26 protein-coding genes and 1 pseudogene are annotated in these 24,439 nt (G+C 41.9%); 14 read left to right on the forward strand and 13 right to left on the reverse strand.

The window, feature by feature from the left end:
- Nucleotides 1-3: 3 nt before the first annotated feature.
- The 3 genes and pseudogenes from ribB to MHB45_RS00615 all read left to right on the forward strand — a co-directional run.
- A pseudogene (gene ribB / locus MHB45_RS00605) lies at nucleotides 4-642 on the forward strand (3,4-dihydroxy-2-butanone-4-phosphate synthase); the annotation flags it as partial.
- Between the two features lie 79 nt (nucleotides 643-721).
- A complete protein-coding gene (gene ribH / locus MHB45_RS00610; RefSeq protein WP_048685088.1) occupies nucleotides 722-1,192 on the forward strand; it encodes a 6,7-dimethyl-8-ribityllumazine synthase in 471 nt (156 codons plus the stop codon).
- 409 nt (nucleotides 1,193-1,601) lie between these two features.
- A complete protein-coding gene (locus MHB45_RS00615) occupies nucleotides 1,602-2,768 on the forward strand; it encodes a DHH family phosphoesterase (RefSeq protein WP_048685091.1) in 1,167 nt (388 codons plus the stop codon).
- 48 nt (nucleotides 2,769-2,816) lie between these two features.
- Here the strand turns inward: MHB45_RS00615 and MHB45_RS00620 are convergent, their stop codons facing one another.
- The 5 genes from MHB45_RS00620 to mreBH all read right to left on the reverse strand — a co-directional run bounded on the left by MHB45_RS00620 (nucleotide 2,817) and on the right by mreBH (nucleotide 7,669).
- Nucleotides 2,817-3,683, reverse strand: coding sequence for a YihY/virulence factor BrkB family protein (locus tag MHB45_RS00620; RefSeq protein ID WP_072272365.1), 867 nt, complete (start codon nucleotides 3,681-3,683; stop codon nucleotides 2,817-2,819).
- A 366-nt stretch (nucleotides 3,684-4,049) separates the two neighbouring features.
- Nucleotides 4,050-5,276, reverse strand: a complete 1,227-nt coding sequence (locus MHB45_RS00625; RefSeq protein ID WP_072272366.1) for a cation:proton antiporter — start codon at nucleotides 5,274-5,276, stop codon at nucleotides 4,050-4,052.
- A 6-nt stretch (nucleotides 5,277-5,282) separates the two neighbouring features.
- Nucleotides 5,283-5,780: a cation:proton antiporter regulatory subunit gene (locus MHB45_RS00630; RefSeq protein WP_034305691.1), complete on the reverse strand. Its 498-nt coding sequence runs from the start codon at nucleotides 5,778-5,780 to the stop codon at nucleotides 5,283-5,285.
- A 52-nt stretch (nucleotides 5,781-5,832) separates the two neighbouring features.
- The gene (locus MHB45_RS00635; protein ID WP_048685101.1) at nucleotides 5,833-6,396 is read right to left on the reverse strand and encodes a tyrosine-type recombinase/integrase; all 564 of its coding nucleotides are present in this window, start codon (nucleotides 6,394-6,396) and stop codon (nucleotides 5,833-5,835) included.
- Between the two features lie 265 nt (nucleotides 6,397-6,661).
- Nucleotides 6,662-7,669 carry a rod-share determining protein MreBH gene (gene mreBH, locus MHB45_RS00640; RefSeq protein WP_034305687.1) on the reverse strand — a complete coding sequence of 336 codons (1,008 nt, stop codon included), beginning with the start codon at nucleotides 7,667-7,669 and terminating at the stop codon, nucleotides 6,662-6,664.
- Between the two features lie 292 nt (nucleotides 7,670-7,961).
- Between mreBH and MHB45_RS00645 the strand changes: the two genes are divergently transcribed.
- Nucleotides 7,962-9,059 carry an AbrB family transcriptional regulator gene (locus MHB45_RS00645; RefSeq protein ID WP_048685104.1) on the forward strand — a complete coding sequence of 366 codons (1,098 nt, stop codon included), beginning with the start codon at nucleotides 7,962-7,964 and terminating at the stop codon, nucleotides 9,057-9,059.
- Nucleotides 9,060-9,124: 65 nt separating this feature from the next.
- Here MHB45_RS00645 and MHB45_RS00650 read toward each other — a convergent pair whose 3' ends face one another.
- Nucleotides 9,125-9,313: a hypothetical protein gene (locus tag MHB45_RS00650; protein ID WP_142398468.1), complete on the reverse strand. Its 189-nt coding sequence runs from the start codon at nucleotides 9,311-9,313 to the stop codon at nucleotides 9,125-9,127.
- A gap of 193 nt (nucleotides 9,314-9,506) precedes the next feature.
- On the opposite strand from MHB45_RS00650, the gene motA reads away from it, so the two are divergent.
- From motA to map, 5 genes are all read left to right on the forward strand, one after another.
- Nucleotides 9,507-10,298, forward strand: coding sequence for a flagellar motor stator protein MotA (gene motA, locus MHB45_RS00655; RefSeq protein ID WP_063595237.1), 792 nt, complete (start codon nucleotides 9,507-9,509; stop codon nucleotides 10,296-10,298).
- Nucleotides 10,291-11,046: a flagellar motor protein MotB gene (gene motB / locus MHB45_RS00660; RefSeq protein ID WP_048685110.1), complete on the forward strand. Its 756-nt coding sequence runs from the start codon at nucleotides 10,291-10,293 to the stop codon at nucleotides 11,044-11,046. Before motA ends, motB begins: the two co-directional genes overlap by 8 nt.
- 45 nt (nucleotides 11,047-11,091) lie before the next feature.
- Complete coding sequence (locus MHB45_RS00665) at nucleotides 11,092-11,367, forward strand: late competence development ComFB family protein (RefSeq protein ID WP_072272367.1); 276 nt, start codon at nucleotides 11,092-11,094, stop codon at nucleotides 11,365-11,367.
- Between the two features lie 127 nt (nucleotides 11,368-11,494).
- Nucleotides 11,495-12,010 (forward strand): type 1 glutamine amidotransferase domain-containing protein, encoded by a 516-nt coding sequence (locus tag MHB45_RS00670; protein WP_034305681.1) that lies wholly within the window; start codon nucleotides 11,495-11,497, stop codon nucleotides 12,008-12,010.
- 106 nt (nucleotides 12,011-12,116) lie between these two features.
- Nucleotides 12,117-12,863 (forward strand): type I methionyl aminopeptidase, encoded by a 747-nt coding sequence (gene map, locus MHB45_RS00675; RefSeq protein WP_072272368.1) that lies wholly within the window; start codon nucleotides 12,117-12,119, stop codon nucleotides 12,861-12,863.
- Nucleotides 12,864-12,903: 40 nt separating this feature from the next.
- On the opposite strand, the gene MHB45_RS00680 is transcribed toward map, so the two are convergent.
- From MHB45_RS00680 to MHB45_RS00695, 4 genes are all read right to left on the reverse strand, one after another.
- Nucleotides 12,904-13,146, reverse strand: a complete 243-nt coding sequence (locus MHB45_RS00680; protein ID WP_048685118.1) for a DUF2164 domain-containing protein — start codon at nucleotides 13,144-13,146, stop codon at nucleotides 12,904-12,906.
- 12 nt (nucleotides 13,147-13,158) lie between these two features.
- Entirely contained in the window at nucleotides 13,159-13,674 is a 516-nt protein-coding gene (gene mobB / locus MHB45_RS00685; RefSeq protein WP_065421158.1) for a molybdopterin-guanine dinucleotide biosynthesis protein B, read from the reverse strand.
- A complete protein-coding gene (locus tag MHB45_RS00690; RefSeq protein ID WP_072272369.1) occupies nucleotides 13,662-14,927 on the reverse strand; it encodes a molybdopterin molybdotransferase MoeA in 1,266 nt (421 codons plus the stop codon). The genes mobB and MHB45_RS00690 overlap by 13 nt, the downstream gene beginning before the upstream one ends.
- A gap of 97 nt (nucleotides 14,928-15,024) precedes the next feature.
- Nucleotides 15,025-15,249: a DUF1128 domain-containing protein gene (locus MHB45_RS00695; RefSeq protein ID WP_034305672.1), complete on the reverse strand. Its 225-nt coding sequence runs from the start codon at nucleotides 15,247-15,249 to the stop codon at nucleotides 15,025-15,027.
- 231 nt (nucleotides 15,250-15,480) lie between these two features.
- Here MHB45_RS00695 and MHB45_RS00700 point away from each other — a divergent pair, with 231 nt between their 5' ends.
- Nucleotides 15,481-15,873 carry a hypothetical protein gene (locus tag MHB45_RS00700; protein ID WP_048685126.1) on the forward strand — a complete coding sequence of 131 codons (393 nt, stop codon included), beginning with the start codon at nucleotides 15,481-15,483 and terminating at the stop codon, nucleotides 15,871-15,873.
- Nucleotides 15,874-15,889: 16 nt separating this feature from the next.
- Complete coding sequence (locus MHB45_RS00705) at nucleotides 15,890-16,729, forward strand: YihY/virulence factor BrkB family protein (protein ID WP_048685129.1); 840 nt, start codon at nucleotides 15,890-15,892, stop codon at nucleotides 16,727-16,729.
- 230 nt (nucleotides 16,730-16,959) lie between these two features.
- Here MHB45_RS00705 and MHB45_RS00710 read toward each other — a convergent pair whose 3' ends face one another.
- Together MHB45_RS00710 and MHB45_RS00715 are read right to left on the reverse strand one after the other, a co-directional pair.
- Nucleotides 16,960-18,879 (reverse strand): heavy metal translocating P-type ATPase, encoded by a 1,920-nt coding sequence (locus MHB45_RS00710; protein WP_048685132.1) that lies wholly within the window; start codon nucleotides 18,877-18,879, stop codon nucleotides 16,960-16,962.
- 332 nt (nucleotides 18,880-19,211) lie between these two features.
- Nucleotides 19,212-20,378 carry an MFS transporter gene (locus tag MHB45_RS00715; RefSeq protein ID WP_048685135.1) on the reverse strand — a complete coding sequence of 389 codons (1,167 nt, stop codon included), beginning with the start codon at nucleotides 20,376-20,378 and terminating at the stop codon, nucleotides 19,212-19,214.
- A 189-nt stretch (nucleotides 20,379-20,567) separates the two neighbouring features.
- On the opposite strand from MHB45_RS00715, the gene cax reads away from it, so the two are divergent.
- Nucleotides 20,568-21,626: a calcium/proton exchanger gene (gene cax / locus MHB45_RS00720; protein ID WP_048685238.1), complete on the forward strand. Its 1,059-nt coding sequence runs from the start codon at nucleotides 20,568-20,570 to the stop codon at nucleotides 21,624-21,626.
- Nucleotides 21,627-22,088: 462 nt separating this feature from the next.
- Nucleotides 22,089-22,901, forward strand: a complete 813-nt coding sequence (locus MHB45_RS00725; protein WP_048685138.1) for a YfkD famly protein — start codon at nucleotides 22,089-22,091, stop codon at nucleotides 22,899-22,901.
- A 33-nt stretch (nucleotides 22,902-22,934) separates the two neighbouring features.
- Here MHB45_RS00725 and yfkAB read toward each other — a convergent pair whose 3' ends face one another.
- Nucleotides 22,935-24,056 (reverse strand): radical SAM/CxCxxxxC motif protein YfkAB, encoded by a 1,122-nt coding sequence (gene yfkAB, locus MHB45_RS00730; protein ID WP_397330416.1) that lies wholly within the window; start codon nucleotides 24,054-24,056, stop codon nucleotides 22,935-22,937.
- 156 nt (nucleotides 24,057-24,212) lie between these two features.
- Between yfkAB and MHB45_RS00735 the strand changes: the two genes are divergently transcribed.
- Entirely contained in the window at nucleotides 24,213-24,398 is a 186-nt protein-coding gene (locus MHB45_RS00735) for an SE1561 family protein (RefSeq protein ID WP_034305661.1), read from the forward strand.
- Nucleotides 24,399-24,439 lie beyond the last annotated feature (41 nt).

The following is a 24,439-nucleotide window of genomic DNA, read 5'->3' on the forward strand; positions in this document are numbered from 1 at the left end:
ATGATGTTCCATACAATAGAAGAAGCAATAGAAGATTTAAAGGCTGGCAAGGTAGTAATCGTGTCCGATGATGAAGACCGTGAAAATGAAGGGGATTTTGTAGTGTTGGCCGAAAAGGCGACACCGGAAGCGATTAATTTCATGGCGACTCATGGACGTGGTTTGATTTGTACGACCATCACTGAACAACTGGCAGCAAAATTGAAACTGCATCCTATGGTTGGAGAAAATACCGATCATCATGGCACTGCTTTTACGGTAAGTGTCGATCATAAAAGCACCTCTACAGGAATCAGTGCTTTTGAACGGTCCTTGACCATCCTTGAGCTTCTTAATGAAGATTCGGTCGCTGAAGATTTCCAAAGGCCTGGTCACACTTTTCCGATAGTCGCTAAAGAAGGCGGCGTATTAAGAAGGGCAGGACATACGGAGGCATCGGTGGACTTGGCGAAGTTATGCGGTGCCGCTCCAGCCGGTGTCATTTGTGAGATCATGAATGAAGATGGATCGATGGCCCGCGTATCCGATTTAGAAGTCATCGCTGACAAATTCAACCTGAAGTTCATTACGATAGCCGATTTGATTCGGTATCTTCAACATAATGATCCAATCGGGAAACAGGAACTTGAACTGAACATCCCGAAAGCTTGAAGGATTTTTAAGGATTGAAACCTTAACATGAAAAAAAATTATTGTTTTTAAAAATTAGGAGGAATTGGACATGGGGAAAACTATTGAAGCACAATTAATCGGATCAGGATTGAAAGTAGGAATCGTGGTAGGGAGATTTAATGAGTTTATCACAAGCAAGCTTTTAGGAGGGGCATTGGATGGCCTTAAGCGTCATGGCGTTGATGAGAATGATGTTGACATCGCGTGGGTCCCGGGTGCTTTTGAACTTCCGTTAATTGCTAAGAAACTTGTGAATACAGGTAAATATGATGCGGTAATCGGTCTTGGAACGGTAATCAGGGGGGCTACTTCACATTATGATTATGTCTGCAATGAAGCAGCTAAAGGCATGGCTTCCGTTTCATTGGAAACAGGTGTACCGGTTATCTTCGGTTTGCTGACAACTGAGAATATTGAACAAGCCATTGAACGTGCTGGAACAAAATCAGGTAACAAAGGCTATGAAGCTGCGGTTAGTGCCATTGAAATGGCCAACCTTGGAAAATTGATAGAACAGTGATTTCACATAAGGAAGCCGCAGGAAATAACATTCCTGCGGCTTTTTTTGATGTGCCGGATCTTGGTTCTGATTGAGTCAAGTTTCTTCAACCATTTGGCAATTCTTCTTAAGTTCGTAAAGTTCCTAGCCATTGATCGATTAGTTATTGCGGCTCTTCGACACTCACCGAAACCCCTTCAATCGAAATACCACGATTTCAAAGTAATGTGTTTTTTCATTATTTATCATTATAAATTATGGGAAGTAAGGAATCATTAGGGAGTTATTCGAAAAAAAAACGAACAAAAGCGTCACGTAATGGAAGCATGATAAAATATGCAGATATGATTATGCTACAATTGTAAAGATTGCAATTGAAATTCATGTCTTTAGGGAAAAGTAAATTTATTAGTTATTAGGAGGGGTTTGTGTGTACCATCTCTTTACACATAATGATTTAGATGGAGTCGGGTGCGGCATTGTAGCTAAGCTGGCATTCGGAGAAGATGTAGTGGTTAGTTATAATTCAATTGGTCGCCTTAATCAGAATGTAGGCGCATTTCTTGAGCAGGCCAAGATTGAAGATACATTGATCGTTACTGATCTATCGGTTGATGAAGATAATGAAAAAATGATTACTCAGTTTGTGGAAGATGGAGGCAAGGCTATGCTGATCGATCATCATAAGTCAGCACTGCATTTGAACGAACATGATTGGGCATCTGTAACTGTCGAACAGGAAGATGGTAAACAGACGGCAGCCACATCATTATTCTATCAGTATGCAGTTGAAAATAAATTGCTGGAACCTTCAAGCATTGTCGCTGAATTCGTTGAATTGGTCCGTCAATATGATACTTGGGAATGGGAAGTCAATAAAAATACAACGGCAAAGCGATTGAATGACCTGTTTTTCATGATTCCGATAGAGGAGTTCGAAATGAAAATCGCAAATAAGCTGTCCACGGCTGAAAGTTTCACTTTTGACGAAGTGGAGCAAACGCTTCTGAATGTTGAAGAGAGTCGAGTGGATAGGTACATAAACAGGAAAAAAAGAGAAGTTTATCAAGCTACGGTCGGTCCCCATACAGCTGGTGTGGTCCATGCAGAGTCATACCATTCGGAATTGGGAAATGAACTGTCGAAAGAGTTCGCACATCTGGATTATATAGCCATCCTGATGGTAGGAAGTAAAAGAATCAGCTTCCGGACAATCCACGATGATATAGATGTTTCTGAGGTTGCTGGCAAGTACGATGGTGGCGGCCACCAAAAAGCCGCCGGTTGTATGATGTCCGAAAAGGCTTATAGCCAATATGTCGAAAAGACCTTCTATGCCGAGCCCCTTAAACGAGACGCACATAAGAATCAATTGAATGTAAAAGGATCCCCAGAGGGTTGCCTATATTCAACAAGAGACAAACAGGACATATTCATCTATGAAGATGAAGAAGAGGAATGGATTGTTGAAATCAACGGCAAACAACAGAAAAAAACATTCGATACATTTGCGGAAGCGGAAAAATACATGAAGCGGAAATACGCTGCATGGCTGGCCCATGATGAAAGATATGAAGAGTTTGTCAATAAGGGTTAATTGGAAAAGCGGCTGTCCGAATGGGACAGCCGCTTTTTGATCTTGATTTTATCTTTTAAGCGGGACAGGATGAACGATCGTGCGTGACTGTTTTTTTGGAATGGAATTTTGGCGATGAAGAATTGCATTGATTTCTCCGCCGATCACAAAAATCAGACCACTCAAATACAGCCATAGCATCAAGATGATGACGCCTCCTAAACTGCCGTAAGTGGAAGAGTAGTTGGCAAAGTTACTGACATAGAATGAAAATCCAAGTGATATTCCCAGCCAAAGTACAGTTGCGGTCACTGCGCCAGGGATGACATGTTTAATGGGAAAACTTTTATTCGGTGCAAAGCGATATAAAAAGGCCAGGACAAGTGAGATGACCACAACCGCGATGACCCACCGTAATAAGCTGAATAAGATTTGCGTTTCTTCTGGGATCGGAATGACCTGCTGTAATAATTCGATGATGACTTTTCCGAAGACGGGGAGACCTAACATGACGATGAATGCTACAACCAGGCCTAATGTCAATATAATGGAAATGAAGCGGGCTTTAATGAAATTCCTTGTTTCTTCCACATCATAGGCAATATTCATGGAATGGATGAACGCATTCATTCCGTTGGAAGCGGACCATATCGTTCCAAGGAAACCAAAGGTCAGTAAGCCGCCGTTCCGTTCAGATAATATGTTGATGATATTTTTCTCGATGACTTCCATCGTTTCTGCAGGCATGAAGGTTTTTATCGTGTCGAGGGCTGTCTGAATATCGATGTTCAGATAAGGTAATATGGACAGCAGTAATATGAGCAAAGGGAATAGTGCCAGTAAATAGTAATAAGCTTGTTCTGCTGCCAGCCCGGTCACACGATCTTCCTTTATTTCTTTAAAAAGTTTCTTTGAAAATTGGATCGACTTATTCATCTGGGCATCACTCCTGAATAGTTACTTAGGTTATCTGCTTCTATTCCCTCTGTTCATGTAAGTTAATCCTCAAAAGAAAAGAAATTTAAACCTCTTATCCGGGCACTTGTAGAAGCTTGTGACAATGACATAACCCGGAAAACATATTTGGAGAGAAGCAAGTTTAAAATCCTCAGTGAAGAAATATCCCTCAATCTCGAAAGTTTCTAGAATAACTGTGATAGGTGCTGTTGATACTTCAAGGACGGCACCGATACTACTACTAAGTATGATTTTATGCCCGCTTTCTAACAAGTATTATCATGTTAGTGAGTTATAAAAGGTAAACAGAAAAAAGGCCAGTAAGCAATTTCTGGCCTTTTTCTTCTATTGGATTTCTTTTTCCTGTTTCTTTTGAACTTTCGGAGGGGTCCATTTGAATACTTTATTTAGGATATTATAGATGTGTTTGGATTCTTTTGTAAGGATCGGCCCAAGAATCGCTAAGGTTAAAACATAAAGTGCTGCAAACGGGGTTAGTATAGGCATTAAACCTCCTGCAATGCCTAAGTTGGCTAAAATGATGGAGAATTCGCCGCGTGAAACGATCGTTAAACCGATGTTTGCGGATGCTCTGTGAGATAAACCGGATTTGCGTCCGGCAATCATACCAGCTGCAAAGTTACCGATTATGGTGATGATGACGGCACCAAGAACCATCCAGACAGCTCCGCCAAGGGTCGTCGGATCGATACTCAAGCCAAAGCTGAAGAAAAATATGGCCCCGAAGAAGTCTCTGAAGGGAATGACAAGTTTCTCAATCCTGTCGCTATGCTCCGTTTCAGAAAAGACCAGGCCGAGCAGTAATGCACCAATGGCTTCAGCAACATGAATCGTTTCCGAGAAACCGGCGATGAAGAATAGTAATGCGAACACGACGATGATAAAAATCTCATCGGAGGTTATATTGAATAATTTGTTAAGGACCCCAGATGCTTTCCGGGCGATAACGAAAAATATCAGCATATACCCAATCGCGATAAATGTAGAAAGTAATGTTCCCCAAACGGAACCAGAAGAGCTTAATACCAATCCGGATACGACTGATAAATAAACAGCGAGGAAGATATCTTCAAACATGATGATGCCAAGGATTAGCTCCGTTTCATTGTTACCGGTCCTTTTAAGGTCCACAAGTACCTTTGCCACGATGGCACTTGAAGAAAAACTGATGATCCCGGTTAATATCAGGACCTCTTTTAATGGAAGACCGAGCAGGAAACCATACAGCAAGGCCATTCCCACGTTGATTAAAATGTAATAGGTTCCGCCTGTCACGATATTTTTCCCTGACTTCATAAGCTTTTTGACGGAAAATTCAAGCCCAAGGTAAAACAGAAGGAATAAAATACCGACACGACCGAGGAATGCTATGATTTCATCACTTTCAATGAAACGCAGGTCAATTAATCCGAAATTCGGGGCATGGGGGCCAACGAGCATCCCGATGATAATTAATAGCGGAACATTTGATATTTTGAATTTACCTGCAACGAGAGCGGCTAATGCCACTAGAAGTAGGGCAGTTCCCACTTCAAAGACTAAATGATCCATATGAGCTTAGTCACTCCTTTCGTCGGTCAATAATTCTCTTATCAGGTTACGGATATCTTTTCTTTCACCGGATATTACAAGGGTGTCGCCTGTTTCGATGATGGAGTCTGGACCAGGATTATTCAGTTGTTTTTTGCCTTTTTTAGAATGGGCGATGACGGTCACGTTATAATTGCTCCTGATATCAATCGAACCGATCGTTTGATTGATGGCCTTTGAACCGGGTTCGACTTTGAACCATTCGATCACCAAGTCACCCAATGACATTTCAATTGTTTCAAGTGCTTGGGGTTTATAGACCATGCCGCCTATGATGGAAGCCAGTTGCCGGGATTCCTGATCATTAAGGGTGATGCTCGATATGACGTCCTCATGTTCATTATCAAAATGGTATAATTCCCGACGGCCATCATCGTGAATGACGATTACTAACTTTTCATCATTTCTCGTTATGATTTCGAATTTTTGACCAATACCAGGAAGTTCACTTTCTCTAATTTTCACTGGAATTCCTCCTTAAAATGTTGGTTAGAGTTAATAGAAGATAGCAGAATGTTTATAAGTTAACGTCAATATTCGTCTTGAATTTCTTCTCCTTGGATATACCGATGTATTTTAATGTCTCCGATGGACTGGAATGATGGTAATGCTTCTGTATCAAGGCCAGTGACACTCCTTGTTTATAGGCATGGTAGCCAAAAGTCTTACGCATCGAACTTGCTCCGAATTTGCCTGTCAGCCCTGCACCTTCCACAGCATCATGGATGATTCGGTGCGCCTGTTGACGTGTAATCGGCTTTTTTGTCTTAGGGGAAAGAAATAAAAACTGACCTTCGATAACCTTCGAGCCTTTAAGGTATTCTTGTAAGGCGGTACGGACTTTCAGGTTCAAATAAATTTGGTTGACTTCGTCACTTTCAGTCCGTTGCTCATAGAACTCCTTGATTTTGCCCGTTTCATCCAGAACGCTGGCGACGGTGATTTCGAGCATTTCATTTATCTTCATTCCTGTATTGATGCCGAGTACAAACAATAAATAATCCCGACTGGAGTGAGCGCGTAAGTATGTTTTTATTTTGCTGATTTGATTGATATCCTTAAAGGCTTCTACATATTCCATAGATCTTCTCCTCTTACCAATGTAACATAATTACATTATAACACAAGTTATGTAACATTGCATGCAATTAGTTCTGCACGTGATGCCTATCCAATCAGTAATGCATGCTTTCGAACGTAAAAAAATCTTTTCCTTATTCTCTGCTCAAAAGAGGTTAAATATTTCGGGGAAGTTATTTAATGTGGAGATTGCTGTTTGCATCATGGGGGGAAATCAGTCTGGAATGATAAAAAAAGAAACCCCAAGTTGGGGTTTCCTAATCTTTTTAGTACACGGCTTTTTGTAATTTGTGAATGACCTCTAGTGAAAGCCCGGTTCCGATGGCAACTGATTCAAGCGGGTTATCCGCAAGTTGGACAGGGACGACGATTTCATTCGTCAGCCATTCCTGTACCCCGTTGAGAAGTGCACCCCCGCCGGATAGGATGACTCCTTGATCGACGATATCCCCGCTCAATTCAGGAGGACAATCTTCCAAAGTGGCCCTTATCGCTTCAAGTATATGAAGAAGCGATTCCTGGATGGCTTCCTGGACGTCGGTGGATGATATTGTAATCGGTTTTGGTAGCCCGGTTACAAGATCGCGGCCCCTGACTTCCATGGTGATCACGGAATGTTCAACGAGTGCGTAGCCGATTTCTTTTTTTATTTCCTCGGCTGTTCTTTCCCCAATCAGCACATTATGTTTTTTCCTGACATATTGGCTGATATCTTCATCCAATTGATCTCCGCCAATTCTGATTGAATTGCAGGAAACGACGCCGCCATAAGAAATGATTGCGACTTCAGTCGTTCCGCCGCCGATATCAACGATGACATTGGCAACGGGCTCTTCGACAGGCAGGCCCGCACCTATTGCTGCTGCTACTGGTTCCTCGATAAGGTGGACCTGTTTCGCTCCGCAGCTTTTGACTGCATCCTGAATGGCCCTTCTCTCAACTGAAGTGGAACCTGATGGTGTACAGACCACTACACTAGGTTTGCGAATCGATAAACCTAGGGCCTTGCTTGCTTTTTTCATGATTTCCTTAAGCATTTGCGCGGTCACATTAAAATCCGCAATGACACCATCCTTAAGCGGACGGATTGCCACGATATTTCCAGGTGTTTTCCCGATCATGTTTTTTGCATCAACACCGACTGCCAATACTTTATTAGTCTCTATATCAATGGCCACCACAGATGGCTCATTAAATACGATTCCTTTATTTTTACTGTAAACTAGCGTATTTGCAGTTCCTAAGTCAATGCCTATTTCTGTATTTGATAACATCTAGTCACCCCTCCATAAGAGTTTGACCCCCTATATATATTATTCTACCTTTTATTGCGAGTTTGTGGGGGTGGGAAATCTAGTAAATGGTGGAAGTGCCATGCTGTTTCTTTTCATGGAGCGAAAACATGATTAAATATAAAAAAGTGCACTGGAGAAGGCAATTGCTTTTAGTATATTTCAATGCTGCGCTCCTTGCTACAGTCGAAACAAGCGTGGATGACAGCGTTGAACCAACTTATTTTATGTTAAGATATAGATGAAAAACCGCTTAGATAAAGAAGGTAATTTTGTGAGTGTAAATTTAATCGAGAGTAAGAGTTTTAGAATCATTTTTACAGCTTTTCTAGCATTCCTGGGTGGTTACGCGTTTGATAGCCTTGGCATATACCTGCCATGGATGCTAGGACCATTATTCGTCGTGATGATTGCGAAAGTGAAGTTAAGGAAGTACTTATATTGGTCTAAAACCTTTAGAAGTACTGGATTGGTCATTCTAGGTTTACAATTGGGCAGTTCATTCACGAAACAATCGTTAAATGAGATGATTGAATATCTGCCTGTAATGCTTTTTACGACAATCGCAATCATTTCGTTTACAGTGTTGACTGGCTGGTTTATCGGAAAACGAATGAACTTATCCTTGGGCACATCCATGCTTGGCAGTTTCCCGGGAGGCCTTTCCCAGATGGTGGTCTTAAGTGAGGAAATGAAGGATAGTGATGAAACGGTTGTAGGCTTTATGCAAACACTGCGGGTCATCCTGGTGATTTCCATTGTTCCGTGGATTGTGACTCATGTAATGTCAGTTGAACCAGGTGCGGTAATGGCCGTCACGGAGCGGCCGTTTTTCTTATTTGAATATGATGGGAAATTAGCCATCATGATGTTGTTAACCTTGCTAATGTTCATTTTCATCACAAAGAGAGCCAATTTTCCGCTGCCTTTTTTGCTAGGACCTCTCATGGCAGCAGCACTATTCAATTTAGCAGGCCCAGGTGCCCCGCAAATTCCTGACTTTTGGTTGAACCTGTCGCAATTGTTGATCGGCGCACATTTAGGATACACACTGAAGGTAGATAATCCCCGACTTTTCAGGAAGATGTTCGGAGCCGTATTCGTCAGTAATGTCCTATTGATTGGATTTTGCTATTATCTATCCATTCAGTTTGCCCCAACCCTATCTTTACAGGCGAATGAACTTTTTTTGAGCATGGCGCCAGGCGGCGTCGCCGAAATGGCAGTCACAGCCATGTCTGTGCATGTGGATTTATCCGTTGTCACAAGCTTTCATTTATTCAGGATCTTATTCATTTTATTTTTTCTGTCCCCCATCATAAAATGGCTGGCCGGAAGAAACCACGGGAAACAAGAACAGGGACAAAGCTGACAGGCTTTGTCCTTTTCTTTCGGAAAAACTGAAGATTGAGAAAAAATGTCATCAATATGCGGAATTTACGAGTAAAGTATGAAACTCACGAGTAAAAGCACGAAACCCACGAGTAAAAGTGCCAAATTCACGAGTAAAAGCGTGAAACCCACGAGTAAAAGTGCGAAACTCACGAATAAACGCGCGAAACCCACGAGTAAAAGTGTAAAAACAACGAATAAATGCGCATATTCCAGATGTTTTGAGAAAATCATGTACGGAACATGCTTGAGGTTCCATTCTTGAAGGAATATTTGTGCTGTTGATAAGCACATGCAGGCAATAAGGTGGGGATATTTTGTGATGATTTAATGAAAATTGAAATCGAATAGTAAAATAATCCTCACTTTTTTTAAACTTCATCCGATATAAGGAGGAGACGAGACTTTAAATGAATGGGTGAGTATTATGGATATAACATCAGTTTTGGGCGTAGTTCTTGGTATTGTGGCCATCTTAGTCGGAATGGTGTTGAAAGGTGTTAGTGTAACGGCGCTGATTAATCCGGCGGCTATTTTGATCATCATTGTAGGGACGATAGCTGCTGTCGTAACGGCTTTCCCTTTGTCGGAATTAAAAAGACTGCCAAAAGTATTCAAGATTTTATTCTTTGAACAAAAATTGACAAAGCCGGAAGATTTAATAAAAACCTTTTCGGAATGGGCGGTCATTGCCAGGAAGGAAGGCTTATTGGCCTTGGAAAGCATTTCGGATCAGGTGGATAATGCCTTTTTGAAAAATGGCTTGAACCTTGCAGTCGAAGGTCAGAGTGCCGATTATATTCGTGATATTTTAGCAGAGGAAATAGACGCGATGGAAGAACGTCATCTAAGTGCGGCGGCGATTTTCAGTCAAGCCGGTACATACGCTCCGACGCTTGGCGTATTGGGTGCGGTAATCGGGCTGATTGCTGCATTGGGTAATATGGCTGACACGGAGGCATTGGGACATGCCATATCTGCAGCGTTCGTCGCGACCTTGATGGGGATTTACACGGGGTATGTGTTATGGCATCCTTTTGCCAATAAGCTCAAACGGAAATCGCAGCAGGAAGTCAGAATCAAAGAAATGATGATTGAAGGGATTTTATCGATCATCGAAGGGGAAGCGCCGAGAACGATTGAACAGAAATTAACATCATATTTGCCTGCTGGAGATCGTAAAAAGTGGTTGGAAGGCGATGTGAGAGAAGATGGCTAGGCGCAAAAAGAAACAAAGGCATGAAGAGCATATCGATGAATCATGGCTGGTTCCCTATGCCGATATCTTAACATTGCTTCTTGCGCTTTTTATCGTTTTATTCGCTTCAAGTTCGGTTGATGCAGTAAGGTTTCAGCAGTTGTCCAATGTATTTAACCAGGTTTTTACAAGCGGAACGGGTTTTATGGATTTTCCAAGTGATTCCCCCAGCAATGAGCCGACGTCACCAGAACAAAGAACAGGTGCAGAAGATCTTGAGAAGCTAGGGAAAAACGAGCAGGAAGAACTTACGGAAGTTCAGGAGCGTGTAAATGCCTATATCGAAAAGAATGATTTAACGGATAAATTGGGAACGGACCTTACTGATGAAGGCATGTTGATTTCAATTAGGGAAAATGTGCTGTTCGAATCGGGTGTGGCCGAGGTGAGAAGTGAAAACCGTAAAATTGCTAAAGGAATCTCGGAGTTACTGGTCATGGACTTACCCAGAAACATCATAGTAAGCGGACATACCGATAATATTCCTATTAAAAATTCCAAGTATGAATCCAACTGGGACCTGAGTGTGATGCGATCCGTAAATTTTATGAAACTTCTCCTCGAAAATAAGGATTTGGATCCCGAAATGTTGAGTGCTAAAGGACATGGGGAATTCAAGCCGGTTGCTTCCAATGAAACGAAAAAAGGAAGGGCGAAAAACCGGAGAGTTGAAATCCTAATTGTTCCACGGACAGCGATAAATGAGTGAAAACCTGTCAGGAATGGACGGGTTTTTCTTTTTGAAGGAGCATATATGGAAAGAGAATACACAAATGTTATGGAAGAAATCGTTGTGACATGGGTGCAGGTTTTAATGTCAGGTATAGAATACCAAACATTTTGTTCGTGCAGGAAATGTAAAAATGACATCATCACATTATCATTGAATAACCTGCCTAATTACTATGTAACCACGGAAGTAGGGCGGAAAAGAATATTTGGAAATTTGAATACAGAAGAAAACAGGAAATGGATCAATAAAAGAATCATCAATGCGATACACGTTGTTGGCCAGTACCCTAAACATTGATTCGAGGTATTTTAGTCATAAACAAAAGGTCAACTATTAATTATGTGTTTTATTTATAGTGTCAGAGGGAACATAAATAAAGTGCAAAGTAGGTTCATTCGATCAAAAATTGAGGAGATGAATGATTATGGGTAAAAAAATCGCATGTGTAGTAACGAATATGTTTGAGGACTCGGAGTATAGTGAACCGGCAAAAGCATTTGAAGAAGCCGGCCATAAGGTAACGACGATTGAAATGGTAAAAGGGAAAACGGTTAAAGGGAAACAAGGGGAGGTGGAAGTCGAGATTGATGAAAGCATCGACTCGGTGAAACCGGAAAGTTTCGATGCGTTATTCATCCCCGGTGGGTTCTCGCCTGATCAATTGCGTGCTGACGAACGCTTCGTATCTTTCGCAAAATCGTTCATGGATGATAAAAAACCTGTATTTGCGATCTGTCATGGTCCGCAGTTGCTGATTACGGCCAAAACACTTGAAGGACGCCACGCAACAGGGTATACATCCATTAAAGTCGATATGGAGTATGCAGGTGCCACATATTTGGACAAAGAGGTTGTGGTTTGCGGCAACCAGCTTGTAACCAGCAGGACACCTGAAGATCTTCCGGCATTTAACCGGGAATCGCTCAATCTATTGAAATAATGAAAAATCCCGGCAGCTGCCGGGATTTTTCATTTTAAAGGATTCATATACTTCAATCTTTGCAGTAAAATAAAAGGAGAGACGAATAAAAAAGGAAGTGTCACGATTGATCGTATTAAAATCTGCACGTGAAATCCAAGCGATGCATGAATCGGGTAAAATTTTGGCAGCTTGTCATAGGGAGATTGCAAAGTTGATTGTTCCTGGTGTGACAACATGGGAAATAGAAGAATTTGTTGAAGGATTCTTAAAAAAACATGGTGCGAAGCCGGAACAAAAGGGTTATAAAGGGTATGAGTATGCGACATGTGCCAGCATAAATGAAGAAATCTGTCATGGTTTCCCTCGCGAGACCCCTTTGAAAAACGGAGATATCGTAACGATTGATATGGTCGTCAATTATAATGGGGCCCTTGCTGACTCTGCTTGGACGTATACGGTCGGTAAGGTTTCAAAGGAAACCGAACATTTAGTGAATGTGACGAAGGAATCTTTATATAAGGCGATTGAAGTATGTGTGGAAGGCAATCGGATTGGAGATATAGGTCATGCCATACAAACATTTGTCGAAGCGGAAGGCTTCTCTGTCGTTCGTGATTTCATCGGACACGGGATAGGGAATGTCATTCATGAAGAGCCTCAGGTTCCGCATTATGGACTGCCGAATAAAGGTCCGCGTCTTAAGGAAGGAATGGTATTCACCATCGAGCCAATGGTAAACGTAGGTACATATAAAGCAAGCCGGAACCCGAATGGATGGACGGCATCCACTGCAGATGGGAAATACTCGGCTCAATATGAACATACGATTGCCATAACGAAAAACGGCCCGCTTATTCTAACCGAACAGTGAACATAAAAAAACAGCATCGATTATGATGCTGTTTTTCATTTTAATCAATGGGGCGTTCCAATGAATACAAATCCTCTTCGATATTTCCTAATCTGTCCTCCATGACTTTTTTAGCATCTTTGATCCCTTCATTGTAAATAAAGGGAGCGATATTTTCGAAAATGAACTGCAAGTGATTTTCAGCAGCAATTTCACCGATTGCCTTCCCATGTTCCTGATACACATATTCTTGGATGCTTTCGATCATTTTGCGGCGTTTTTCTATGGGGAATTGAATGAACATTGTCCCACTCCTTCATATTTGTTCTAAAAACCATGTAATGAATTGATCCGAATCCAAAGGGAAGACAGGTACTGAAGCATGATTCCTGGTTCGTTCAAGACATTCGGGCCAAGCCACCGCTGCCTTGACATTGGTAAGCCGTTCCAATAACGGGAGGTCACTTTCTTCCTTGATTAAAATGACTTTGGGAAAATCCTCTTGCTTATACCCTTCAATTAAAATCACATCAGGGAGAAATAGACACAGTAATTGAATCAGCTCAGTGATAGGGGCGCTCCCCCTGAAATTGCCGAGCAGCTCGATTGTTCCATCTCCTTCAACAAGTGAAGCGGCCGCCCCAGCAAGAAAGTGTTTATTGGAATCCTTCGTGCCTGTAACATCTGGTTTTCCGCCATGTCCATGATGTTTTAAAACGGCTGTCTCTAATTTTGCTTCGCGAAGCTTTTTGATTAAATTCGTTATGAAGGTCGTTTTTCCTCTATTTTGGTAGCCAACCACCTGAAAAATAAAGGGCTTCACCAAGGCCATTTGGAACCTTCCTGGTCATCGAGGAGCAGGATGTCCACGAAGTCTCCCGTTTGGAAACCACGTGTCCCCCCAGGTAAGACGGTCAGGGAATTGGCACCTGCCAAGCTTGTTGTAATATTGGATTTATCCACACCGCTTGGAATTACCTTCAACTGGCCGGATTCGTAAAATAATCGGGTGCGAAGCAGACGTGAGAATGGATTGGGTTTTAAGAAGTCCTCTGCCAATTGGGCCGTCTCTTTTCTTAAATGCGGATATTCCGTGAACAGCATCGTGCGGATGATCGGTCTTGCAAATAGTTCAAAGCCAACATAACTGGCGGATGGATTGCCGGATAAACCGAATAAAAATTTGTCATTATATACCGCTACAGTCGTAACGCTGCCGGGGCGCATGGCCACTTTGTTGAATAAGACATCGGCGCCAATCTTTTGATAAATATCCGGGAGAAGGTCAAAATCACCGACAGAAACTCCTCCTGTTGTAATGAGCAGATCCACTTCCTCCAAGGCAGTCGAAATGGCCTCGTAGCTTAATTCGAATTCGTCCTTAAGCTTTCCGTAAAAACGGACTTCCCCCCCGGCCCTCCGAATTTGGGCGGAGATGGCATGTGAGTTGCTGTTTCGGATTTTCCCAGGCTGCAACGGTTCATGAACATCAAGCAGTTCCGATCCCGTAGCGAATAATCCGACGACAGGCTTCCTGGCAACTGGCACTTCCGCATAACCGAATGTTGCCAGCAAGCCGATGATCCCTGGATTGATCGCTGTTCCTTTTTTTACAAGAACATCGCCTTTCTTAGCATCCTCGCCTTGAAAAGAAACGTTTTCGCCTTCCTTAAGTGAGCGTTTAAATGATATGTACTTCTTTCCGTCCTTTTCGAATTCCTTCGTAAGTTCAAGCATGATTACGGCATCACACTCAGCTGGCATCTGGGCTCCAGTCATGATTCTTGCCACTTGATTTTTTTGAACGGGAATAGTCGATACCATACCCGCAGCCAACTCTTCCACCACTTCGAACTCGAGGGGGTTATTTATGGAACCTTCAGAAGTATCCTTGGACCTGAGGGCGAATCCATCATATGGGGAGCGGTTAAAATGCGGAATATCATTTGTAGCTATAATATCCTGAGCCAAAAAACGGTCTTGGCTGTCCTCTAGGGGAATCAGTTCCACATGTCCTGTTAATTTATGCTTCATCACTTTTTCCACTGCTTCTGCGATGCTGATGGGCGTTCTTCTTTCTACCATGCTTACAACTCCTGTCCGTTTTCAATTTCTATATCAAATGTAGCAGAATTTTTTTGAAAATGAAAAAAATCCTCACCGGTATGGGAGGATTTGAATGTTACTTATTACGCAGTCTTCCAAGTTCTTCAGCGATTGCTTCCATTTCACGGACACTGAAATTCGTTTTTTTCATCACCATTGTATAAATATCGTGCAGTTCTTCGTACATTTCGATATCAAAATGAGTTGATTTGATTGCACCGAAGTTCATCACTTTTAATTTATCCTTGATTGCCTCGATCATAAACTCGACACTTTCGGCTGTGTTTTGCGTTAAATCCATTTCCTTCATCCTTTCATACGTTCCTAAATTATTTTCATCTTTGCATGATTACCGCTGGAAGTCAATGAGTATTCGGGTGGGATATGAAGCTTGACCCCCGATAATCTTGGTGATCTTCGCGTTTTAAAGTGAGAGAGTTTGGGAAAAGATAGGAAAAAACTTTTTTAAACATTGTATAATGGAGAGAGCTACCATTATCCATCAACTAATATATGACGAGGAGGAGAATATATGAGCAACATTCGAGAAGAATATAAGTGTGCCAAGAAAAGTAAATTTATGCAAGCGGTCTTTATTGGGGCGTTAGCTGGGGCGGCAATAAGCCTTTTTGACAAGCAAACGCGTTATTCTGTATTGGAAAACAGCAAAAGCTGCATGAGTAATATGAAGGAATTCGTGAAGAATCCCAATGGGGTGCTTACACAAGTACGTGAAACATCATCCAAGGTCCGTTCCACTGTTGAAAAAATTTCCGAAGATGTATCCTTCATTTCCCAAAAGGTTGAGGAAATGAAAGATATTCCATCTCAAGTTGCCCAAGTGGTGATGGAGACGAAGGAAGTTTTTACTGCAGAGGAAGAAGAGCCGTCTTCTAGAGACCACGAACGAATTTCCTTAAATTAGAAAATGGGGTGGAGGTATGGCCAATAAAAAAGAATGGCTGAAAGGCTCATTCTTCAAGACTTTGGTAAAACGGTTACAGGTCGATGATGTGTCGGGGCTTGCCGCACAGCTGTCTTATTTCTTCTTGCTTTCCCTGTTTCCGTTACTTATTTTTTTATTCACTTTATTGGCCTATCTGCCATTTTCACAAGAAGATATATTAAATACCGTCCGTACATATGCACCTGACGATTCGATGAAAATCATTGAAGCTAACCTATCGGAAGTGATGGAAGCGAATGGGACTTTATTGTCGTTTGGTGTCATCGGAACGATATGGTCGGCATCGAATGGGATGAATGCAATCATTAAAGCATTTAACCATGCATATGGTGTAAAAGAAAGTCGAACTTTCTTTATTTCCCGGGGAATGTCGATTCTTCTCACTTTAGCGATGATTTTTGTTTTTATTGTCGTTTTATTGCTGCCGGTATTCGGAAAACAGATCGGAGTGTTCTTATTTGCCGAAATTGGACAATCCGATGAGTTTCTTACGATTTGGAACCAACTTCGCTGGGTGGTCAGTACGCTTGTATTTTTAATTGTGTTCACCATCCTTTATTGGATTGCGCCCAACATTAAGCTAAAGTGCATAACCGTACTGCCTGGTGCAATCTTTGCAACGGCAGGATGGAGCCTCGCTTCTTTTTTGTTTTCATTTTATGTGGAGAACTTCGCTAATTATTCCGCAACATATGGAAGTCTTGGAGGGATAATCGTATTAATGGTCTGGTTTTATTTATCGGGGCTCATTATCATACTGGGCGGGGAAATAAATGCGCTCATTAGTGAAAGGAAAAAGCCAGAATGTGCATGAGCTTCCTGGAGTTCCCGTAATAGCGGACTATCATGCTGCGGATACTATTCAAGAAATGACAACTATTAAAGAGGAGGAGTTCTTTCATGAGTAAAAAGGATGGCGGCACAAAGCAAAAAGGAAAAAATAAAGGTTCGAACCATAAAACATCAGGTTCTGCAAACGGTAAGAACGGATATCACTAAATGAACATAAAAAAAGGGAGCCTTGGATGGCTCCTTTTTCATGGTTTAGTTTCTCAAAAGTCTTAAGCTGTTCAGTATAACGAGGATTGTGCTTCCTTCATGGCCAATGACGCCATATGGGAGGTCCAGGAATTGAAGGAAATTGGATGCTATCAGGATCATGATGACCGAAATGGAAAAGATGACGTTTTGTTTGATGATCCGATTCATCTTCTTGGATAATTTGACTGCTTCCGCGATGCGTGGCAGGTCATTCTTCATCAGAACGACATCCGCTGTTTCCAAGGCAACATCCGTTCCTTCACCCATTGCAATACCAACAGATGCTGTTGCCAGAGCAGGTGCATCATTGATGCCATCCCCAACCATCGCTACAGTGCCAAAATGTTCTTTAAGCTTTTTCACTTCAGTCACTTTCGTTTCTGGCAGGCATTCGGCAATATATGCATCAATATGGCTCTCCGAGGCAATAGCTTTAGCCGTTTTTTCACCATCGCCTGTCAGCATGACGGTATGGATGCCCTCATTCCTCAAAGCCTCGATGGCTGTAACGGTTTCATCACGCACGACATCTTTCAAAGTGAGTATACCGGCAATTCCGCGATCATCTTTAGCATACACGATTGTCTTACCTTGTTCAGCCAATGTCAGCGCAATGCCATTTTGGAATCGTTCTGCTTCACTGCGACCGACGAAATCAGCTTTTCCGACTTGCCAAAGCACGCCATTGATGTATGCTTGAACCCCATTACCTGAGATATCTTCCATGTTATCCGGTTTAATGATGTCTCTTTGCAATTTCGTTTTGGCATAACGAACGATCGAAGTTGCCAAAGGGTGGTTCGAATAATTTTCAACAGATGCAATGTGAAATAAGAAATCTTCTTCGCTTAAATCTTTGCGGATAATGACATCCGTTACCTCTGGTTTTCCTTTTGTCAATGTACCGGTTTTATCCAAAGCAATTGCCTGCAGATTACCTAGATTCTCAAGATGGATGCCGCCTTTAAACAAAATGCCATGACGAGCACCATTTGAAATGGCTGAAAGTGTAGCTGGCATAATAGAGGCCACAAGGGCGCAAGGAGAGGCGACAACGAGCAGGATCATCGCCCTGTAGAATGTTTCGGTCCAGCTCCACTCCAATAGAAAATGGGGTACGAACATCATCAAACCGACAACCGTCAATACCACTTTTACATAAGTCCCTTCAAACCGTTCAATGAACAACTGGGAAGGGGACTTTTCACTTTGTGCGGATTGAACGAGAGTGATTATTTTTTGAAATAGTGTTTCACTTGCCGGTTTGGTGATTTCCACGGTAATCGTACCACGGAGATTAACCGTTCCAGCGAAAACTTCATCATCCAATGATTTACTGACTGGTATGGATTCGCCAGTAATGGCGGCTTCATCGATATTGGTACGTCCGTCCGTGATTTTTCCATCTGAAGGAACTCTCTCACCCGGTTTCACTAAAATCAGATCCCCGACATGCAACTGGGAAACGGACACGGTTTCTTCATATCCGTTAGTGATGCGCAGCGCTTCTTCAGGCTGCAAGTCCATAAGTGCCGAAATTTCTTTATGGCTTTTATTCATCGTGTATGTCTCAAGGGCGCCGCTTAAAGCGAAGATGAAAATCAAAATGGCACCTTCCGTCCAGTATCCGATGACAGCAGAACCGATGGCCGCAAAAATCATCAGCATCTCAACATTCAATTCCCGGTCGGCAATCGTATCTTCTATGCCTTCTTTTGCCTTGGCATATCCGCCAATCAAGAAAGAGGCTAAGTAAATGACGATGGAAGCGGACTCCATTCCGTTCTTTGAAAGGGCCCAGCCCAAAACTATTAATAAACCGCTGAATAATGCAGCAATAAGTTCTAAATGAGGTTTTGCTTTTTCCAACCAAGTGGTTTTGCATGTAGCCGGTTGGGTTAAATGTTTAGTATCTGTAGTCATAAGATTCCCTCCCACATTCTTCTCTATTTTGTGTAAATGATATAGATTATCATTTGCTTTATACCTAATTGAGAAAGATAATCAACGTCATTTCTCTGGATAAAATATGAAAGCTGCCATCGTAATTGCGATGACAGCAATGTTTTCAAAGGTTTATTAAGGTGATGTCCCTTTTGTTAATATTATATTACCACATATCCTATTCAGAAATAAAGAAGAATGATTCTAATCTAGTAAAAAATATAAAGTATCGAATCTCCAATATACAGGCACTCTTGATAAATACCGGTCAAATTGAATAATAAAAGAAGTAGTCCAGATAATAAACTATATTACATAACTGAAGCAGGCATTTTCTCCTTAAACAAGGCCAATGAAATGAAGACAAGGAAAAGCATGATGCTGATCATGTAGAAAAAATTCCCGCCTTGGATATGTTCAATGACCAGGCCGCCAAAAAATGGACCGCCGATGCTGCCGAGACTAAAGAAAATACTGCATAATAAATTTCCTGCAGGTAATAGGTTTCGAGGCAAAAGATCTGCCATATAACTGATTCCCAGCGAGAAAGTGGAACCAACCATCATTCCGCCAAACATAAAGCAGATGAATAGACCAAGCACTGAATAGGAATAAATCCCTGCAAGCGTGAATATGGCAAATCCTGAAAAAAGGATCGTCAGCAAGGTCTTTCGCCGTCCAAAACGGTCACTTATCATCCCCAAGGGAATCTGGGTAAGCAGGGTCCCCGCGGAAAATGCCGGAATGATGATGGAAACTGCGGTTAAATCGATTCCGGAACGCAGGGCGAATACAGGAAAATTGCTATTCAATGATGCCTCAAGCACGCCGAATGTGAACGGAAGCAAAAATGCGACCCAAGCTATGCGGCTCACTTTCGTAAACCTTTTGAGAGTGCCCAGGAATGAGGTGCTTTCGGAATCATCCTGTTCAGGAAGTTCGTTTCTAATAAGGAAAACAGCAGACCAAGCCAGAAGGCTAAGTATGGATGTGATGATGAAAGGCAAAGACTGATTAATCTCGAGAAGCTTCGTCATCAGCGGGCCTACCATGAAGCCAAGACTGAAGAAAAGTCCATAAATGGCGAGATTCCTTCCGCGCTTCGTTTTAGGTGAAATGGCAGTGATCCAGGTCTGGGTAGCAAAGTGAAGTGTATGATCGCCGATTCCAATGAAGAAACGGAGGACAAACCAGAACCAGAATGATTTCCAAACAGGAAATAAGGCTAGCGATAGAATGACCGTTATCCCGCCAAATATGATCAATGGCTTATAGCCGTATTTACGGAGCGGTGCTTCCATAAAAGGAGAAATCAACAGAATTCCAATATAAAGCGAGGCTGCATGAAACCCGTTCAGGGATGAGCTAAGTCCGTCATTTTCAAAAATGATGGCAATGATCGGCAGAAGCATCCCTTGAGAAAACCCCGATATGCCGACAATTAAGATTAAAACGCTAAAAAGCAATTTATTATTCATAAAATCAAGTCTCCTAAGAAATGTATACCTTCTTGATGTTACATCTTAGGAAGAGGATTAAGCAATAGAAATTTGGGTAAATATTGACAAGAAGAGAGAAGGTGATAAAATTTTCCTTTGTCTTCGCCCGAAGATTTTATATGATAGTTTTTGTTACATAAAAAGAACTATAGGATTGTGAGGAGAAGTATCGTGAATAAAATATTTTTTGGGCTTGTCCTGCTGGGCGTCCCTATATCAGTCATCGGGTCATTTTTGCATTGGCCGAGTGTGATCATGTTCATCGTTTATTGCTTAACCATCGTCGCGCTTGCAGGCTTCATGGGCCGGGCTACTGAAAGCTTAGCGATCGTCATGGGACCAAGGATTGGCGGTCTTTTGAATGCAACCTTTGGGAATGCAGTGGAATTGATCATATCCATCTTTTCATTAAAGGCCGGGCTTGTGGGGGTCGTGTTGGCTTCTTTGACTGGTTCCGTATTAGGAAACTTATTGTTGGTGGCGGGACTTTCATTCTTTGTCGGAGGGACTAAATACAAACGGCAGAAGTTTAATGTATTCGATGCGAGGCATAATGCCGGTCTATTGATTTTTGCGGTTATTGTAGCCTTTGTCATACCGGAAGTATTCACACAAGACATGAATGAATCAAGCACGATGTCGTTAAGTGTAGGAATTTCCATTATATTGATCTTATTATATCTTGCTGCATTATTCTTTAAATTGGTGACTCACCGCGGTGTATATCAGCATACGGAGAAAACCGAGGAACATGAGGAGGAAGTACCGGAGTGGAGCAGGAAAAAGGCAATTATAATACTTGCTGCCGCTACATTGGCCGTTGCATACGTATCGGAAAAACTTGTCCATACGTTCAGCGAAGTGGGGGAAACCTTCGGATGGTCGGAGTTATTCATCGGTGTCATTATCGTTGCAATCGTGGGTAACGCGGCAGAGCATGCGTCCGCCGTCATAATGGCCTATAAAAACAAAATGGATGTCGCAGTGGAGATAGCCGTCGGTTCCACGCTTCAAGTAGCGATGTTCGTAGCTCCTGTCCTCGTACTTATTTCATTAATGTATCCAACGCATATGCCGCTTGTCTTCACAATGCCAGAACTGATCTCAATGGTTACAGCAGTCTTTCTGATGATCATGATTTCCAATGACGGGGAAACGAACTGGTTTGAAGGGCTTACCTTATTGGCCGCTTACTTCATTATGGGAATTGGATTTTACTTATTATAAGAATGCAGGCCTTCCGATGCGGGAGGTCTTTCTTTTTATAAAAATAAAAATGACTCTGCTCAGGTTAGATTTAGCAGAGTCATTTCTATATTAGTAAATTACCATTCATAAGTTATTCCAAAATTTTTCATCATGCTTTTGTAAAAGTTGAGAAAATATTCTAGAGTGTCACACCATCCTTTTACATCAGATTTAAGTATTGGCGAATTCGTTTTCTGTCATCCTTTAAAAGGGTGTCATGGATTGTTCGATAAGCATACCTCCTGAAGGTTTAATAGGTATGAACGATTTCGCCTCCTTTTTATAATGTAAAATAAGTATAACCGATTTGAAGAGAAAAGTAAATATTCTGAACTTTACAAACTCATTACAAAGTTGAAATCTGAATGAAATGTATAGAATGTTGGCTAAAAACAAAATCTATAATCAAATGATTGAACCCCTCAAAAGGAGTGCGACAGCATGAGAAGAACTATTCTTATTACGATGATTGCCCTAATTGCCTTCATACAGGCGAATGTAAGTTTTGCAGCAGATATACCGGTAGACAAAGCAAGTCCGAATAAGGTGAATATCCCTCCTTCCGTATTGAATATTGCAAAGGAGAATACGTATCCGAACCCGACCCAGGATCTTCCGATGCTGCAGCCGAGTAAGTTTGCCAAACAATTGATCGATTCGTCGGATATCAAGATTGAAAATCCAGAACTCATCCATATGTTGAATGAATCGGCAGTTGCAAAGGCCCCGCTTGCTTTTGGTTACAGGGCGACCATTTACCTTGGCCATTGGGCATTGAATTATGAGTCTTCGGAAACGGCACCAAACTGGGAATACCAAAAAATCAATACGAATTACTATGATAATCGCGGCGGTGAAGTTCCATACAAGATCCGCTATGTCCAGGAAAGTCAGAAGGCAGTGAGTGGCGGCCTGACAGCGAAAATCCCTAAGACAGAGGATGTTCAAAAAATGATGCTGTTAAAAGCCACTGAGAAAACGAATTTGCCATTGGCTTTTGAAACGATCATCGGAGCTGGCACGAAAAAAGATGAAGTATACAATGTTGCTTCAAATAGGATTGGTTACTTATCCAGCTATGCTTCCGCCGTAAATGAAAAAGGCAAGGTCACATATGGGGAAGTGTATTTGAACCTAAAAGGAAATAAAAGAACCATTACGATAAAGAACATCACTTCCCAAGGCATCGGTGCATGGATACCGGTTCAGGACCATGTTTCCTTCAGTTTTACAGTCTCACAGCAACCCAGGTAAATTGAAAAACTCGCCGGATTGGCGAGTTTTTCTTCATATGGTTGACTTCCTGATCCTGAAGTCCTCTTTCGGGTAGTATGCATTTTTGACGAGTACATTCGGGCCTAGACATTTGACTGCCGGGCAGTGGCAATTCAATTCATTGGCCAGTTTCGAATTCATCCATGTTTCATAGGATTCGGTCAAGGGCTGATCTTTGATATTCCCTAAAGTAGGCGCGTCCCCAAAATCGGTAACGATCACTTCCCCGGTGAAAATATTGATGTTCAACCGTGATCGTCCATCAGGATCATTACGCACAGTCACTTTATGTGAACCATAAAGGCGTTGAAGCAGCTTAATATCCTCTATACTGTTATTGCAAGGATAAAATGGCAGGGTTCCGAAAAGCATCCAAACATTTTCATCACGGATATCAAGCAAATGATGAATCGCTTCACGCATTTTGTCCAGTGGTAAAGTTTCAAGTGCCGAAGCGAAATCGCTTGGATACATCGGATGAATTTCATGCCTTTGACATCCCATTTCATCGACGATCTGCCTGTGAATATGCTCAAGATGAGGCAATGTCCGTTTATTAAGCATCGTTTCCGCAGATACCAGTACACCAGCCTTTGTCAGGGCACGGGAATTTTCGATCATTTTATCAAATAATTTCTTTCGCTGTTCCCGGGATGGTTTTCGGTCCATCATGGCAAATCCGATATCAATGAATTCATCGATCGTTCCCCAATTATGGGAAATGTGGAGAACATCCAAATAAGGAATGATTACTTCATACCGTTCCAAGTCAAGGGTCAAATTGGAATTGATTTGTGTCCGGACCCCGCGACTACGGGCATATTTCAATAGAGGCAAAACATAATTCTTCACTTGTTTTCTTGAAAGCATCGGTTCCCCGCCAGTAATGCTGAGCGAACGAAGCAAAGGGATCTCATCAAGGCGCTGGATCAGTAATTCCAGAGGCAGTGCATCCGGGTCCTTGGGTTGGAGTGTGTAACCGACGGCACAATGCTCACATCGCATATTGCAAAGGGTGGTGGTGGTGAACTCCACATTGGTAAGGCTGAGTTTTCCATATTGTTCAACGTCCATATATGCTTCCCAAGGATCATACTTGGGTGTAATTGGTGTTAAAAGATCTTGCTTGATTATTGACATATTTAAAACTCCTTACGTAATAATGCACTAACCCATTATGAACAATGGGGACAAAAATTGTCAAATGGCGGAGAGCTGCATTTATAGCTTGCCATTGCACTTTCAAGCAGATTTCGTTACGATGATAGAAGAACGGAAGGAGAGTGCCTCATGGGAAAATCCATTACAGGTAAAAACGAACAATTAACATATTTAAAAGAACGCCTCACGATGTTCATGGAAGTTCTTGATCATATCGAACCGGAAAATACGGAGTTGGAAGATATAGACCGTTTAATCGGCATGATAGATGATTTGGAAGGCAAAGTGGAACAATTCAAAACCCGCGAAGACTAATATCTGTTTCGATAGTATGATTTTTTCAATGGTAATATTCA

This window comes from Peribacillus sp. FSL K6-5616 (assembly GCF_038008245.1).
In the GTDB taxonomy this organism is placed as follows: Bacteria; Bacillota; Bacilli; order Bacillales; family DSM-1321; genus Peribacillus; species Peribacillus frigoritolerans.